Below are 13,682 nucleotides of genomic sequence, written 5' to 3' on the forward strand. Positions count from 1 at the left end.
GCATCACGGCGCCACCGGCCGACCACTGCGCTGACGACGTGAGCTGCATGATGCCTATGGCTTGCCGCCGCGATGTCTCGTTGCCGGGCCGTCGTGATCTGCGGGGTGACCTCGTGTCGCCCGCTCTCCGACGCCGACCCGTGCTTCCGGCCGCGTCAAGGCTGATTCGTCAGCACGTTTGACCTCTCCGGCACGTCGCAGGGCAGGACCGATGTCCCGTTCATACTGAGACCGCGCCAGGCGTCGGCTAGCGACGCACCCGGGCGGACATGTGGCAAAGCAGCGCCGTGTCAGGCGGTTTCGCTGCCGACGGTGAGGGCGGCTGACAGGTTGGTGTGGACCGCTCGGCGGCCGATGTCGAGGGCTTGGGCCAAGAGGGCGGTGTCGCGGGCGGCGCTGTCGATGTCGGGGGAGCCGATTGGGGGGTGGATTTGGAGGACTGTGGTGCCTAGGTCGGCGAGGAAGCGGTCTTCTTTGGATTGTTGGTGCGGGCGTTCCAGCCAGGCGCGGTAGGCGCCGGGGGCGCGGACGCGTAGGTAGCCGCCGCCGACGACCTGGTGCAGGCGGGAGGCGGGTGGGCGCTGTTCGTCGGTGCGGCGGGTGCGCAGGACGAGGGCGTGTGTGGCGCCCGCGCGTACCGCGGTGCGAATGGGGACGGTTTCGGAGAGGCCGCCGTCGAGGTAGTGGGAGTCACCGAGCGGGACGGGAGGTCCGGCCAGGATGGGCAGGCCCGCGGAGGCGCGCAGTGCCGTCATCAGGGTGGGTTTGTCGACGATGTGGCGGTTCAGGTCGACGGAGCGGCCGGTGCGGATATCGGTGCCGATGGGGTGAAAAGTGGTGGGGTTGGCCAGGATTGCCGGGAAGTCCATCGGCTCGATGCCGTCGTACACGTGGTACACGAGGTAGTTCAGGTCGAAGGCGGGACGTCCGCGCAGCAGCCGAGCCGGATCGACAGCCCGACGCATGATGGTCGGATCGGTCCAGGAGCGCATGCCGGAGCCCGCGCGGCCGCACAGCAGCCAGGCGCCGTTGATCGCGCCCGCCGAGGTGCCGTAGACGGCGTCGAAGATCGAGGCGAGGCCGAGTTCCTCGAGGGCCTGCACCATGCCGCTGGAGTAGACGCCGCGACTGCCGCCGCCCTCGATGACCAGGGCGAGGCTATATCCATCGGTGCGGCTCGACGACTCACGGCGGCCGCGGATGACCTCCGCGACGGTGGGTGCAACGGGCGAACTGGTCACCCGATCCACGATACGACAGAGCGGGCGCGGACGTACGTGTCCAACGCCCGCTCCGGCGGGGTGCTCATGCGCAGTTAACGGGGCACAGCATTACCTGTGCGCAGCCGTTTACTTGATCTCGGCGAGAACCGTGCCCTGGGTGATCGCGGCGCCCGCCTCGACCGAAAGACCGGTGACCACGCCCGCCTTGTGCGCGTTGACTGGGTTCTCCATCTTCATGGCCTCGAGCACCACGATCAGGTCGCCCGCCTCGACGGACTGGCCCTCTTCGACGGCGACCTTGACGACGGTGCCCTGCATAGGCGCGGTAACCGCGTCACCGGAGGCCGTACCGGCGCCGGCGCCGGCTCGCTTGCGCGGCTTGGGCTTCTTGCGGATCACACCGGCGCCATTGCTCGCGGCGCCCGCCGCACCGCCACCGAGGCTGAACTGACCGGGCAGCGACACCTCGACGCGACGCCCACCGACCTCGACGACGACCTTCTGCCGGGGCAGTTCCTCGTCCTCGTCGGCGGCCGCGCCACCCGGGGTGAACGGCTCGACCGTGTTGACCCACTCGGTTTCGATCCACTTGGTGTAGACGTCGAACTTCTCGCCGTCACCGATGAACGCCGGATCCTCGACGATTGCGCGGTGGAACGGGATGACAGTGGCCAGACCGTCGACGTGGAACTCGGCCAGTGCGCGACGGGCGCGCTCCAGCGCCTGGGTGCGGTTCTCGCCGGTGACGATCAGCTTGGCCAGCATCGAGTCGAACTGTCCGCCGATCACGGTGCCTTCGACCACGCCGGAATCCACACGCACACCGGGGCCGCTCGGCTCCTTGTACACCGAGACCGGACCGGGCGCGGGCAGGAAGCCACGACCCGCATCCTCACCGTTGATGCGGAACTCGAAGGAGTGGCCACGCGGGGTGGGATCCTCCTTGATCTCGAGCTCCTCGCCATTGGCGATGCGGAACTGCTGACGCACCAGGTCGATGCCCGCGGTCTCCTCGGTGACCGGGTGCTCGACCTGCAGGCGGGTGTTCACCTCGAGGAACGACACGGTGTCGCCCTGTATCAGGTACTCCACCGTGCCCGCGCCGTAGTAGCCGGCTTCCTTGCAGATGGCCTTGGCGGACGCGTGGATGCGCGCGCGCTGATCGTCGGTGAGGAACGGCGCAGGGGCCTCCTCGACCAGCTTCTGGAAGCGACGCTGCAGCGAGCAGTCACGGGTACCGGCGACGACGACGTTGCCGTGCTGGTCGGCGATGACCTGAGCCTCGACGTGGCGGGCCTTGTCCAGGTACTGCTCGACGAAGCACTCGCCGCGACCGAACGCGGCGACCGCCTCGCGGGTGGCCGACGCGAACAGCTCGGGGATCTCTTCGATGGAGTACGCGACCTTCATCCCGCGGCCACCGCCACCGAAGGCGGCCTTGATGGCGACCGGCACGCCGTACGTCTTGGCGAACTCGACGATCTCTTCGGCGTTTTTGACCGGGTCCTTGGTGCCCGCGGCCATCGGCGCCTTCGCGCGCTCGGCGATGTGCCGGGCGGTGACCTTGTCGCCGAGGTCGCGGATGGATTGCGGCGACGGGCCGATCCAGATCAGCCCGGCGTCGATGACGGCCTGGGCGAAATTGGCGTTCTCGGAGAGGAATCCGTAGCCGGGGTGGATGGCGTCCGCACCGGATTTGGCGGCGGCGTCGAGAATTTTGTCGAACACGAGGTACGACTCGGCGGAGGTCTGGCCGCCGAGGGCGAACGCCTCGTCGGCGAGCTTCACGAATGGGGCATCGGCGTCCGGCTCCGCGTACACCGCGACGCTGCCGATTCCGGCATCCTTGGCCGCCCGGATCACGCGCACGGCGATCTCGCCGCGGTTAGCTACGAGTACCTTCGTTATCCGCGCGCTGGCATGACTGGGCACTGAGCCTCCTGTGTGCAATCTTTTTGGTCGCCCCGTGGTCGACAAGCTTACGTCTCGGGCGAGTGTAGGCAGTCTGCCAACAGGCGCCGAACTCGGATAGCCCTACTGAACAGTAGGTCGCGGATCACACCAGAACACGGCGTGTGATGTATGGCTATGACTTCTACCTGCTACGGGTCCGGCGCGCGGAACCCGCAGCCGCCTCGCCGGGTTCAGTGCCCTTGGCAATCGGCATGCGCACCGAGTTGCCCCATTCGGTCCAGGAACCGTCGTAGTTGCGCACCGTGCCGAAGCCGAGCAGGAAGGTCAGCGCGAACCAGGTGTGGCTGGAGCGTTCCCCGACCCTGCTGTAAACCACCAGGTCGTCCTCCGTGCCCTGGGCGCCGTAGACCTCGTCGAGTTCGGCACGGGACCGGAATCGGCCGTCGGTATTGAAGGCATCGGTCCACGGGATGTTCACAGCGGTGGGGATGTGCCCGCCGCGCAGCGCGGCGTCCTCGGGATTGATCGGCGGCTGGATCAGCTCGCCGGAGTACTCCTCGGGCGAGCGCACGTCGATCAGCGGCCTGCCGAGGCGACCGAGTACGTCCTCTCGGAACGCGCGTGCGGTGCTGTCGTCGCGGCGCACGGTCGGGTACTGGCTTCCGGTGAGATACGGCAGGTTGAAGGTCGTGTCGCGCTTCTCGGAGATCCACGTGTCGCGGCCGCCGTCCAACAGCCGCACGTCCTCGTGCCCGAAGAGCGTGAACAGCCACAGCGTGTGCGCGGCCTGCGCATTGCCCCGGTCTCCATAGATCACCACCGTGTCGTCGCGCTCGATTCCCTTGGCGCGCATAAGCTCGGTAAAACGGGCGCCGTCGATATAGTCACGCGTGAACGGATCGTTCAGGTCGCCGCGCCAGTCGATCTTGGTGGCGCCGGGAACGTGTCCGATGTCATAGAGCAGTATGTCCTCGTTGGACTCGACGACCTTGAGTCCCGGCGTGCCTATGTTTGCCGACAGCCACTCTGTGGTTACTAGTCGGTGAGGATGTGCGAAGGAACCGAACGAGGGATGAGGGTCCGGAGCGACGGGCACGGTGTGGGTTCCTTCACGCGTGGTAGACGGTGGTTACAGCGGTTCGGGTCTCACAGCGATGGTATGTGTGCGGCAATAGTGACTCTCGTTTCAGATCACGAATCGGCTGAATGGGCGAATAAATCGCACCCACATCCGATAAAGTCTCCCAGGAGGAGGGGTGAGCTATGTCCGATTCTTGGCCGCGGCGGCGACTGCTCGCGATCCTACGTGGCGCCAGCGAGCCTCTCGACGCCCAGGAACTGGCCAGAATCACCGGACAGCACGTCACCACGGTGCGGTTCCATCTGGATGTACTCACCAAGGAATCTCTGGTGCGCCAATTCCAGCAGCCGCCGCGCGGTCGTGGACGCCCACGCATCGGATACAGCGCGGTGCAGCGATCGGTCGGCTACCAGGAGCTCGCGCAGGTGCTCGCCGAGCAGCTCGGCCCCGATCCGAGACGACGCTCGGAGGCGGCCATCGCCGCGGGTCGCTCCTGGGGCGCCAGGCTCGACGTAGGCGACCAGGAGATCGAAACGCTGGAGGACGCCGAGGACATCGCGATGACGCTGCTCTCGGAGCTCGGCTTCGCGCCCGAGCGTGATCCGGCCGAAACCGATGAGCAGGCACTGATTCGCTTGACGGCCTGCCCGCTGCGCGAACTCGCGCGCACCCACTCCGAAGTGGTATGCGGCGTTCATCTCGGGCTGATCAAAGAGGTGCTCGACCGTGCCGGTTCGCGCGGCCAGGTGCGTGTCCGACTGCACCCTTTCGTCGAGCCGGAACTCTGTGTGGTCCGCCTGGAGCTCATGGCGGCGCGGCGCGAGCAGGAGATGCGACGGGAACCCGACAGCAGCCGGGATGCGGCGGTGGTGCCGGTGGGCGCCGAAGAGCCGAGGATCGCGCCGTCAGCCGGTCGAGTGGCCCCACAACTGCGCAACGCCGATCCCAACGTCGCCAAGCAGTCGGCGCAGCAGTGGTAGGCCGATCCCGATCACGCTGGACGGATCGCCCTCGATGCGATCGACGAACCAGCCACCCATACCGTCGAGCGTGAACGCGCCCGCGACCTGCAGTGGCTCGCCGGTGGCGATGTAGGCGTCCAGTTCTTCGGGCTCGGGTTTGGCGAAATGCACTGTGGTGGAACTGCAGTCGACCGCCTCGGCGGTGACCGCCCCGTCCCGCATCCGCAGCACGCAATGTCCGGTGATCAGATCCGCACTGCGCCCGCCCATCGCGGCCCAGCGGGCCCTCGCGACGTCGGGCGTATGCGGCTTGCCCTGTAGCTCGCCGTCGACCAATAGCATCGAATCACAGCCCACCACAACACAATCGGCGGCTAGCTCAGGTAGCTCGGCGGCCACCGACCGGGCCTTGGCCCTGGCCAGTTCGACCACCACAACCTGCGGCAGCGTGCCGTCCGGCAGCGCCGCGGCGACGGCGTCCTCGTCCACATCCGACACCCGCACGACGGGGTCGATACCCGCCGAACGGAGCACCTCGCGGCGGGCGGGCGACGCCGACGCGAGAACCAGACGAGTCACCAGCGGTTGTCAGTCGCGCAGGTGCGACAGCTGGGGAAAGGCGTATGGCGAGAACGGCGAGGTGCCGCGGTGCATCAGGGTCGGACGGCCCCAGGTGTCGACCGGACCGGTCGGACCGGAGGCGGCGCCGCTGTTCGCGGCTGCCGTCAGCACACACACCAGCGCCGCGACATCCTCGTCGCTCGGCGAGCCCTTGATGACTCGGATGAACGGCTGTTCGCCCGCCTTGGCAGCAGCCGCGACGACCATATCTACGGCCACCTCGACCTCGTCCGTGATCGGGTCGACTGCCAGATCCATTTCGACGGCGGTCAACACATCGTCTTCTGCCACGGTCGTCACAGTGCCAGATCCTTTCTCTATCTCGATCGGGCGTGTCCCAAACTCGATGTCTAACGGATGAAGCGATGATCCCGCTGGATTCTCATGCTCCACTCGTTGCGTCATGACAACCAGTGTGCTCGGATCACCAAGGTTTATCGCTCCATCACAGCGGGATGTTGCCGTGTTTCTTCGGCGGCAGGGTCACCATCTTGCGCTCCAACAGCCGCAGCGCCGAAACGATCTGACCGCGCGTGTGCGAGGGTGGGATGACCGCGTCCACGTAGCCGCGCTCGGCGGCGATGTAGGGGTTCACCAAGGTGTCCTCGTATTCGTTCTGCAGCTCGAGCCGCAGTGCGTCGACGTCATTGCCGCTCTTCGCGGCCTCTTGCAGCTGCTTGCGGTAGACGAAGCCGACGGCGCCGGAGGCGCCCATCACGGCGATCTGGGCGGTCGGCCAGGCCAGGTTCACATCGGCGCCCATATGCTTGGAACCCATGACGTCGTAGGCGCCGCCGTAGGCCTTGCGAGTGATGATGGTGATCTTGCCCACAGTGGCCTCACCGTAGGCGTAGAGCAGCTTCGCACCGCGCCGGATGATGCCGTTGTATTCCTGGCCGGTGCCTGGCAGGAAGCCGGGCACGTCCACCAGGGTGATGATCGGGATGTTGAAGGCGTCGCAGGTGCGCACGAAGCGCGCGGCCTTCTCCGAGGCGTCGATGTCCAGGCAGCCCGCGAACTGCGTGGGCTGGTTGGCGACGATGCCGACGCTGCGGCCGTCGACGCGGCCGAAGCCGCAGATGATGTTCATCGCGCGCTCGGCCTGCACCTCGAGGAACTCGTCGTCATCGAGCAGCCGACGGATCACCTCGTGCATGTCGTAGGGCTGGTTCGGCGAGTCCGGGATGATGGTGTCCAGCTCGAGGTCCTCGTCGGTGAGCGAGTCCTCGATGGCGCCGTCGATCGGGTCGGTGGGCGCCAGGCGCGGCGCCTCGGCGCGGTTGTTGCTCGGCAGGTAGGAGAGCAGTTCCTTGACATAGTCGAGGGCGTCCTGCTCGCCGGAGGCAACGTAGTGCGCCACACCGGATTTCGTCATGTGCGTATGCGCGCCGCCGAGGTCCTCCATGGTGACGTCCTCGCCGGTGACCGTCTTGATGACGTCCGGACCGGTGACGAACATCTGGCTGGTGCCGTCGACCATCACCACGAAGTCGGTGAGCGCGGGGGAGTACACGTGGCCACCGGCGGCCGGGCCCATGATCAGCGAGATCTGCGGGATCACGCCGGAGGCCTGGATGTTGCGGTGGAAGATCTCGCCGTAGAGGCCGAGGGAGACGACGCCCTCCTGGATGCGCGCGCCCGCGCCCTCGTTGATGCCGACCAGCGGGCGGCCGGTCTTGAGCGCCAGGTCCATGACCTTAACGATCTTTTCGCCGTAGACCTCGCCGAGGCTGCCGCCGAACACGGTGACGTCCTGGCTGAAGATGCAGATGTCGCGGCCGTCGATGGTGCCGTAGCCGGTGACGACGCCGTCACCGAGCGGGCGGTTGTTCTCCAGACCGAAGTTGACGCTGCGATGGCGGGCCAGTGCGTCGAGCTCCACGAAAGAGCCCTCGTCCAGCAGTGCGAGGATGCGCTCGCGGGCGGTCATCTTGCCCTTCGCGTGCACCTTGTCGACCGCGGCCTCACCCATCGGGTGCTGTGCTTCTTCCAGCCGATTCCGCAGGTCAGCCAGCTTCCCGGCGGTGGTGTGGATATCGGGGGCGCCCGCCGAATCCGGCACGGGCTGCTGCTGGACACTCGTCATGGCTCCGGAGTGTAACGAGTGCCAGTGCCTTATACGAACCGAGACCCGCTACCGACGAGTAGAAAACCGCAGCTAGATCACGTTGTGCTGTGACATCGCACAGAAAGTTCCTGGTCGATTACCGCAATGATCGCAACGGTCCGCACGGGCTCTGCGCGAGAAAATCATTGGTGCCTCGGATAGCCCCCAGATAACGTGAAGGCGGCCGCTTTTCAGCTCAGGGGAGGAGCAAGGCAATGTGGGAATGGGGTAGAACCGTCGCCGAATATGCCACCGCGGCGTCGACCAGGCGGCACACCGAGCAGACTGTCGTCGTCGATCCGGAATTCTGGGCCGAGGTAGGCGAGGGTGATTCCGATGGCGCGGACAACGGCGTCATATGGGCACCGGTACGCGAGTTCGACCTCGTCGGCTAGCGATCGCTCGGTTCGAGCTACGGCGCGCGTCGACCTACCACGGTAGGTCGACGGGCACCGAGTAACCTGCCCGGTGTGCAGAGGCCACCGTTGGATGCAGAGCAGTTGCGGCGCAGTCTCATCGAGTCACCCCACCTGTCGTTCTTCTCCCGCATCGATGTGGTGGAATCGACCGGGTCCACCAACGCGGATCTGATCGCGCGGGCCGGTGCACCGGACGCCGATCGCAGCGTGTTGCTGGCGGAAGCACAGGAGCACGGACGCGGCAGGCATTCCCGAACCTGGGTGAGCCCGCCGCGGGCGCAGCTCTCGATGTCGTTGCTGGTCCGATTGCCCGGCATCGATCCGGCGACGCTCGGGTGGCTGCCACTACTCACCGGCGTCGCGGTGGTGGACGCACTGCGCGCCGGCGCGGGTGTGGATGCGAATCTCAAGTGGCCCAACGACGTGCTGATCGATGGCCGCAAAGTCGCGGGCATCCTGGCCGAGGTCGCCGCGGGCGGCGGGCCCACCATCGTGATCGGGGTCGGCCTGAACGTGAGCCTCGGCGAAGCGGAACTGCCGGTGCCGCATGCCACTTCGCTGACACTGGCAGGCGCCGCGGTTACCGACCGAACTGAGCTGGTGCTGTCGCTGCTGACCGAATTCGCCCGCCGCTTCACCGCCTGGCGCGACGCGCACTGGGTGACGACCGATCTGATCGTCGCCTACCGCAAGCGGTGCTCGACGATCGGTGCGCCGGTGCGGGCCGAGCTGCCGGGTGGCCGGACGCTGACCGGCACAGCCATCGACATCGATGCCGCCGGACGCTTGCTGATCGGTGACCAGGCGATCTCCGCGGCCGACGTCACCCACCTGCGCGCCGAATACTGAACCCTCCGAGCGGTGAAAAGCCGGGACCCATTGCTGGAACCCCGGCTTTCGCCGACGCGATGACTCAGACCGGCTGCACGATGCCCCGTGCGGCTTCCCGCGCGAACATGCGATCGCGCTGCTCCTCGAACTTGAGCACGTCGCCGGCCAGCTTCTCCAGGAACAGCCCGAGCCGTTCCCTCGCGGCCTCGCCGCGGGGGCCGAAGTCGTTGCGCTCGAAGATGTTCCACTGCGTAAGCACCGGCTGCACCACTTCCTCGAGATGCTGGCGCAGGTCGTAGATGCCATGCTTGGCCATCATGGCGCCGTTGCGGCGAAAATTCGGCATGCCGTAGCCGGGCATGACGAAATTGGTCACGATCATGGTGATCATCTCCATGGCCTGATCGGGGACCAGGTCCAGGCCCGCACTACACAGGTTGCGGTAGAAGATCATGTGCAGGTTCTCGTCGGCCGCGATCCGCTGCAGCATGCGATCGGCGATCGGGTCGTTGCAGACCCGGCCGGTGTTGCGGTGGCTGACCCGGGTGGCCAGTTCCTGGAAGGTCACATATGCGACATTAACCAGGACGCCACCCCAGTAGTCGGGCGAGTGCGCGCCCCTGGTCATGTGGATCATGCGCGCCTCTTCGAGGGCGACCGGGTCCACACCGCGGGTGACCATCAGATAGTCGCGCATCACGATGCCGTGCCGGTTCTCCTCGGCCGTCCAGCGACCCACCCAGGTGCCCCAGGCGCCGTCGGAGGAGAAGTTCTCGGAGATCTCCCGGTGGTAGGAGGGCAGGTTGTCCTCGGTGAGCAGGTTGGTGATCATCGCGGCCTTGGCGACCTCGTTCAGCGCCGACTGCTCCGGGGCCCAATCCACCCCGCCCATCGCCGCGAAGTTGCGGCCCTCGTCCCACGGGACGAAGTCGTGCGGGCGCCAGTCCTTCGCCATCGTCAGGTGGCGGTTCAGGTTCTGTTCGGCCACCGGCTCGAGTTCGGTGAGGATTTCGAGCTGGGTCAGATTCTTCGTCACTCACGCCTCCACAGTCATAATCGTCGTTTTGTCTAGCAGGACTTGGCTTTTCCGCAGGTAGAGCGTTCAGAGCTAGGTCGAGCGGACAGAACTACAGCGAGCGGGAGAATCTCGTGCGCGAAAGCGGCTACGCGAGGTGACGCGCGAAGTGACGATTGTGCAGCAAGCCGCGCCCCGGTGTCCAGGATTCTGCCATCTTAACGCGGTAGGGTTCCGGCATGGGTTATCCGGAGGAGGTGCTCGCGCCGGACGAGCAGTTGATACTCCATCGACATCCGCATTGGAAAATGCTGTTCTGGCCGGTCGTGACGCTCATCGTCGCTACCGCACTCGCTGGTTTCCTCGGGGGGCTTGCCTGGCGGAACGCCGAGGGGAATACTCGGTCGATGCTGCTGGGCGTCATCCTCGTCGTCTGGCTCGGCATCCTCGGATGGCGTTGTGTCGCACCGGTTATCAGTTGGAAATCTACGCATTTCATTGTGACCGACCGGCGGGTGCTCATCCGTCAAGGCGTCATTACACACACCGGCATCGACATCCCGATGAGCCGCATCTCGAGCGTGCAGTTCCGGCACGGCCTGTTCGACCGGCTGCTCGGCACCGGCACCCTGATCATCGGTTCGTCCTCGGAGGAACCGCTCGAATATGACGACATCCCGCAGGTGCAGCAGGTCCATGCGCTGTTGTATCGCCAGGTCTTCGAGGAGTCCCACGGCAACGGGGAGCAACGCTGGGACGATCGCGGTCGCTACAGGACACCCGGCGGCGACCACCGATGAGGTGCCCGGCAATGGCCGTGCCGATCCGTAATCTGGGGTCATGACCGCCGTACTCCTGGCCGAAGACGACGAGGCCATCGCCGCACCGCTGTCCCGCGCCCTTGGGCGCGAGGGCTATTCGGTCACGGTCGAGCGGTTCGGGCCCGCGGTGCTGAAACGTGCGCTCGAGGGCAACCACGATCTGCTCATCCTCGATCTGGGCCTGCCCGGCATGGACGGGCTGGAGGTGTGTCGGCAGGTGCGCGCCCGCGGCGCCGATCTGGCCGTGCTGATGCTCACCGCGCGCACCGACGAGGTGGATTTCGTGGTCGGGCTGGACGCGGGCGCAGACGACTATGTCGGCAAGCCGTTCCGGCTGGCCGAACTGCTGGCCCGGGTGCGAGCCCTGTTGCGGCGCAGCGGAATCGGTGACGACACCGTCGAGGTCGGCGGCATCCGATTGGAGCCCGCCGCGCGTCGGGTGCTGGTGAACGGCGTAGAGATCGGTTTGGCCAACAAGGAATACGAACTGCTCAAGGTGTTGATCGATCGCGCGGGTCAGGTGGTGCCGCGCGAGACCATCCTGCGCGAGGTGTGGGGCGACGCCGAACTGCGTGGCTCCAAGACCCTGGACATGCATATGTCGTGGCTGCGCCGCAAGATCGGGGACGAGGGCCCGATGGCCGAACGGCGCATCGTCACCGTCCGCGGGGTCGGCTTCCGACTGAACACCGACTGACATGCGGCGCAGAATTCTGCGGTCCATGCTCACCGTGCTGACCATCACCACGGTGGCGCTCGGCGTCCCGCTCGTTTACACCGCGTGGCTGTGGATCGAGGACATCACCCGCAACGACCTGCGCGGCAGGCTGGATCGGATCGCGGTCGAGATCGTCGCCCAAGAACACGGTGACGGAATGGTGCTCGGCGCGCTCGACACCCGCTCGGTGCGGCCGCTTGTCCCCGATGACGGCAAGCTGACCATCGTCTATCCGGCGCCGCAGGACAACGCGTCACGCCTGGACATCGGCGTGGCCACGGTATCCGACCCGCTCGTGGAGTCGCTGTCGATGGGCACCGACGGCTCGTTGCGACTCGAGGTGCCGTCGGGGCCGATGCACGCCATGCAGCGCCAGGCCGTCGCGGTGGTGGCGTTCGCGGTGCTCGCCTCGCTCGGTGCGGCGGTGGCGGTCGCGATGGTTACTGCCCGCCGGGTTGCCGATCCGTTGCGCGATGTGGCGGCTCGCGCCGCGCGATTCGCGATGGGCGATTTCCGGCCTGACCCGCGCCGGCACGGCATCTCCGAACTGGACCGGGTCTCCGATGTGCTCGACTCGGCCACCGTCGAGATCTCCGGGCGCCTGCAACGCGAGCACGCGCTGGTTGCGGACGTGTCGCATCAGCTGCGCAGTCGATTGACCGCGGTGCGGCTGCGATTGGACGAGTTGTCCGCGCACACCGACCCAGATGTCGTGCACGAGGCCGAGGAGGCGATGGCTCAGGTCGACCGGCTGACGGAGGCGATCGATGACCTGGTGCGGGCGTCCCGCGACGAGGACGCGGCCGACCGCGATCCGGTGCCGGTGATGGAAGAGCTGCGCGGTGTCGTCGCCGAATGGACGCATCCGTTCACCGAAGCAGGCCGGACATTGACGCTGCTCGGTGACGAGTCGCTGCGCGCGCCGATCACCGGCTCGCGGCTGCGCGAGGCGGTCGCGGTGCTGGTCGACAATGCTCTCATGCACGGCGACGGCACCTGCACGGTGTCGGTGCGCACGGTGCGCCCCGGACGCGACCGCGAGCCGCTGGTCTGCGTGGAGGTCGCCGACGAGGGTGAGGGGGTGCGCGACGAACTCGCGCCGCACATCTTCGATCGCGGATTCTCCGCGGGCGGATCGACCGGCGTCGGATTGGCGCTGGCCCGGGCGTTGATCGAGGCGGATGGTGGGCGCCTGGAACTGCAGCGGCGCAGGCCCGCGCTGTTCGCGGTGTTCCTCGGGGCGTCGGCGTCGCCGCGGTCGTCGAACGGTGCGACCGAGCCGCGCTGACCTACCAACCGCGCTGACGTGAACCGCGCCGAACTAGCTGTGGCCGAGCTGCCCTTCGCCGAGCAGATCCTCGAATTCCTCGACGATCTCGGTCATTTCGTCGGGGAACACCCAGCGGCGCATGGCCCAGAACCGGAACGCCATCTGCAGCAAGTTGCCGATGATGAAGGCGCTGATGAAGTCCGCGATGTTCTCGACAGTGAAGCTCACATTGGGCTGGCGCAGATCGAAGACATAACTCGACACCCACAGCGGCAGGAAGGCGAGCACCACTCCGACACCGCTGACCCCGAAGAACAACAGCGCCTCGTGGTGGCGCTCGCGGCCGCCGCGATTCTTGAACGACCATTCGCGGTTGAGGATGTAGGAGGCGATCACGGCGACGACCCCGGAGATGATCTTCGCGGTGACCGGCTTGGTGTCGAGGACCGACCACTTCAGGCCATAGAAAATGCCGCTGTCGACGATGAAAGTGGTGGCGCCGACGATGGCGAATTTGATCAGCTCATGGTGGCGGTACGCGATCTCCCGCAGCGGTTGAGGGAGGACGTTGACCACGTCGTCGACGAATGACACAAGGCCCGAGTGTACCGGTAGGGGTCATTGCGTCTCGACATGACAAGATTGCACGACGTGAGGGAGCGTAGCGAGCGAACCATAGACACAGCGGCCCCGGCTCATG

At 66.6% G+C, this 13,682-nt stretch carries 14 protein-coding genes; 6 read left to right on the top strand and 8 right to left on the bottom strand.

What is annotated here, in order from left to right:
• Nucleotides 1-290: 290 nt before the first annotated feature.
• The 3 genes from ACV7NQ_RS23650 to ACV7NQ_RS23660 form a co-directional block, all read right to left on the bottom strand.
• Nucleotides 291-1,241, bottom strand: coding sequence for a patatin-like phospholipase family protein (locus ACV7NQ_RS23650; protein WP_463361642.1), 951 nt, complete (start codon nt 1,239-1,241; stop codon nt 291-293).
• 108 nt (nt 1,242-1,349) lie between these two features.
• A complete protein-coding gene (locus tag ACV7NQ_RS23655; protein WP_463361643.1) occupies nt 1,350-3,155 on the bottom strand; it encodes an acetyl/propionyl/methylcrotonyl-CoA carboxylase subunit alpha in 1,806 nt (601 codons plus the stop codon).
• A 163-nt stretch (nt 3,156-3,318) separates the two neighbouring features.
• Nucleotides 3,319-4,233: a sulfurtransferase gene (locus ACV7NQ_RS23660; protein WP_463361644.1), complete on the bottom strand. Its 915-nt coding sequence runs from the start codon at nt 4,231-4,233 to the stop codon at nt 3,319-3,321.
• 167 nt (nt 4,234-4,400) lie between these two features.
• Here ACV7NQ_RS23660 and ACV7NQ_RS23665 point away from each other — a divergent pair, with 167 nt between their 5' ends.
• The gene (locus ACV7NQ_RS23665; RefSeq protein WP_463361645.1) at nt 4,401-5,198 is read left to right on the top strand and encodes a helix-turn-helix transcriptional regulator; all 798 of its coding nucleotides are present in this window, start codon (nt 4,401-4,403) and stop codon (nt 5,196-5,198) included.
• On the opposite strand, the gene ACV7NQ_RS23670 is transcribed toward ACV7NQ_RS23665, so the two are convergent.
• The 3 genes from ACV7NQ_RS23670 to ACV7NQ_RS23680 all read right to left on the bottom strand — a co-directional run bounded on the left by ACV7NQ_RS23670 (nt 5,124) and on the right by ACV7NQ_RS23680 (nt 7,887).
• Complete coding sequence (locus ACV7NQ_RS23670) at nt 5,124-5,759, bottom strand: Maf family protein (RefSeq protein ID WP_463361646.1); 636 nt, start codon at nt 5,757-5,759, stop codon at nt 5,124-5,126. The genes ACV7NQ_RS23665 and ACV7NQ_RS23670 overlap by 75 nt on opposite strands.
• A gap of 9 nt (nt 5,760-5,768) precedes the next feature.
• Nucleotides 5,769-6,101 carry an acyl-CoA carboxylase subunit epsilon gene (locus tag ACV7NQ_RS23675; protein WP_463361647.1) on the bottom strand — a complete coding sequence of 111 codons (333 nt, stop codon included), beginning with the start codon at nt 6,099-6,101 and terminating at the stop codon, nt 5,769-5,771.
• 145 nt (nt 6,102-6,246) lie between these two features.
• Nucleotides 6,247-7,887 (bottom strand): acyl-CoA carboxylase subunit beta, encoded by a 1,641-nt coding sequence (locus ACV7NQ_RS23680; protein ID WP_463361648.1) that lies wholly within the window; start codon nt 7,885-7,887, stop codon nt 6,247-6,249.
• A gap of 236 nt (nt 7,888-8,123) precedes the next feature.
• Here ACV7NQ_RS23680 and ACV7NQ_RS23685 point away from each other — a divergent pair, with 236 nt between their 5' ends.
• Complete coding sequence (locus ACV7NQ_RS23685) at nt 8,124-8,303, top strand: hypothetical protein (RefSeq protein WP_463361649.1); 180 nt, start codon at nt 8,124-8,126, stop codon at nt 8,301-8,303.
• Between the two features lie 75 nt (nt 8,304-8,378).
• A complete protein-coding gene (locus ACV7NQ_RS23690; RefSeq protein ID WP_463361650.1) occupies nt 8,379-9,176 on the top strand; it encodes a biotin--[acetyl-CoA-carboxylase] ligase in 798 nt (265 codons plus the stop codon).
• Between the two features lie 64 nt (nt 9,177-9,240).
• Here ACV7NQ_RS23690 and ACV7NQ_RS23695 read toward each other — a convergent pair whose 3' ends face one another.
• A complete protein-coding gene (locus ACV7NQ_RS23695; protein WP_463361651.1) occupies nt 9,241-10,194 on the bottom strand; it encodes an acyl-ACP desaturase in 954 nt (317 codons plus the stop codon).
• Nucleotides 10,195-10,412: 218 nt separating this feature from the next.
• Here ACV7NQ_RS23695 and ACV7NQ_RS23700 point away from each other — a divergent pair, with 218 nt between their 5' ends.
• The 3 genes from ACV7NQ_RS23700 to ACV7NQ_RS23710 are packed head-to-tail and all read left to right on the top strand — an operon-like array spanning nt 10,413 to nt 13,000.
• Nucleotides 10,413-10,973, top strand: a complete 561-nt coding sequence (locus ACV7NQ_RS23700; protein WP_463361652.1) for a PH domain-containing protein — start codon at nt 10,413-10,415, stop codon at nt 10,971-10,973.
• Nucleotides 10,974-11,013: 40 nt separating this feature from the next.
• Nucleotides 11,014-11,691 carry a response regulator transcription factor gene (locus tag ACV7NQ_RS23705; protein WP_357080155.1) on the top strand — a complete coding sequence of 226 codons (678 nt, stop codon included), beginning with the start codon at nt 11,014-11,016 and terminating at the stop codon, nt 11,689-11,691.
• A 1-nt stretch (nt 11,692) separates the two neighbouring features.
• On the top strand, nt 11,693-13,000 hold the full coding sequence (locus tag ACV7NQ_RS23710) for a sensor histidine kinase (protein ID WP_463361653.1): 1,308 nt from the start codon (nt 11,693-11,695) through the stop codon (nt 12,998-13,000).
• 33 nt (nt 13,001-13,033) lie between these two features.
• On the opposite strand, the gene ACV7NQ_RS23715 is transcribed toward ACV7NQ_RS23710, so the two are convergent.
• A complete protein-coding gene (locus ACV7NQ_RS23715; protein ID WP_463361654.1) occupies nt 13,034-13,576 on the bottom strand; it encodes a GtrA family protein in 543 nt (180 codons plus the stop codon).
• Between the last annotated feature and the right edge of the window lie 106 nt (nt 13,577-13,682).

This window comes from Nocardia sp. Tas62D01 (assembly GCF_055232035.1).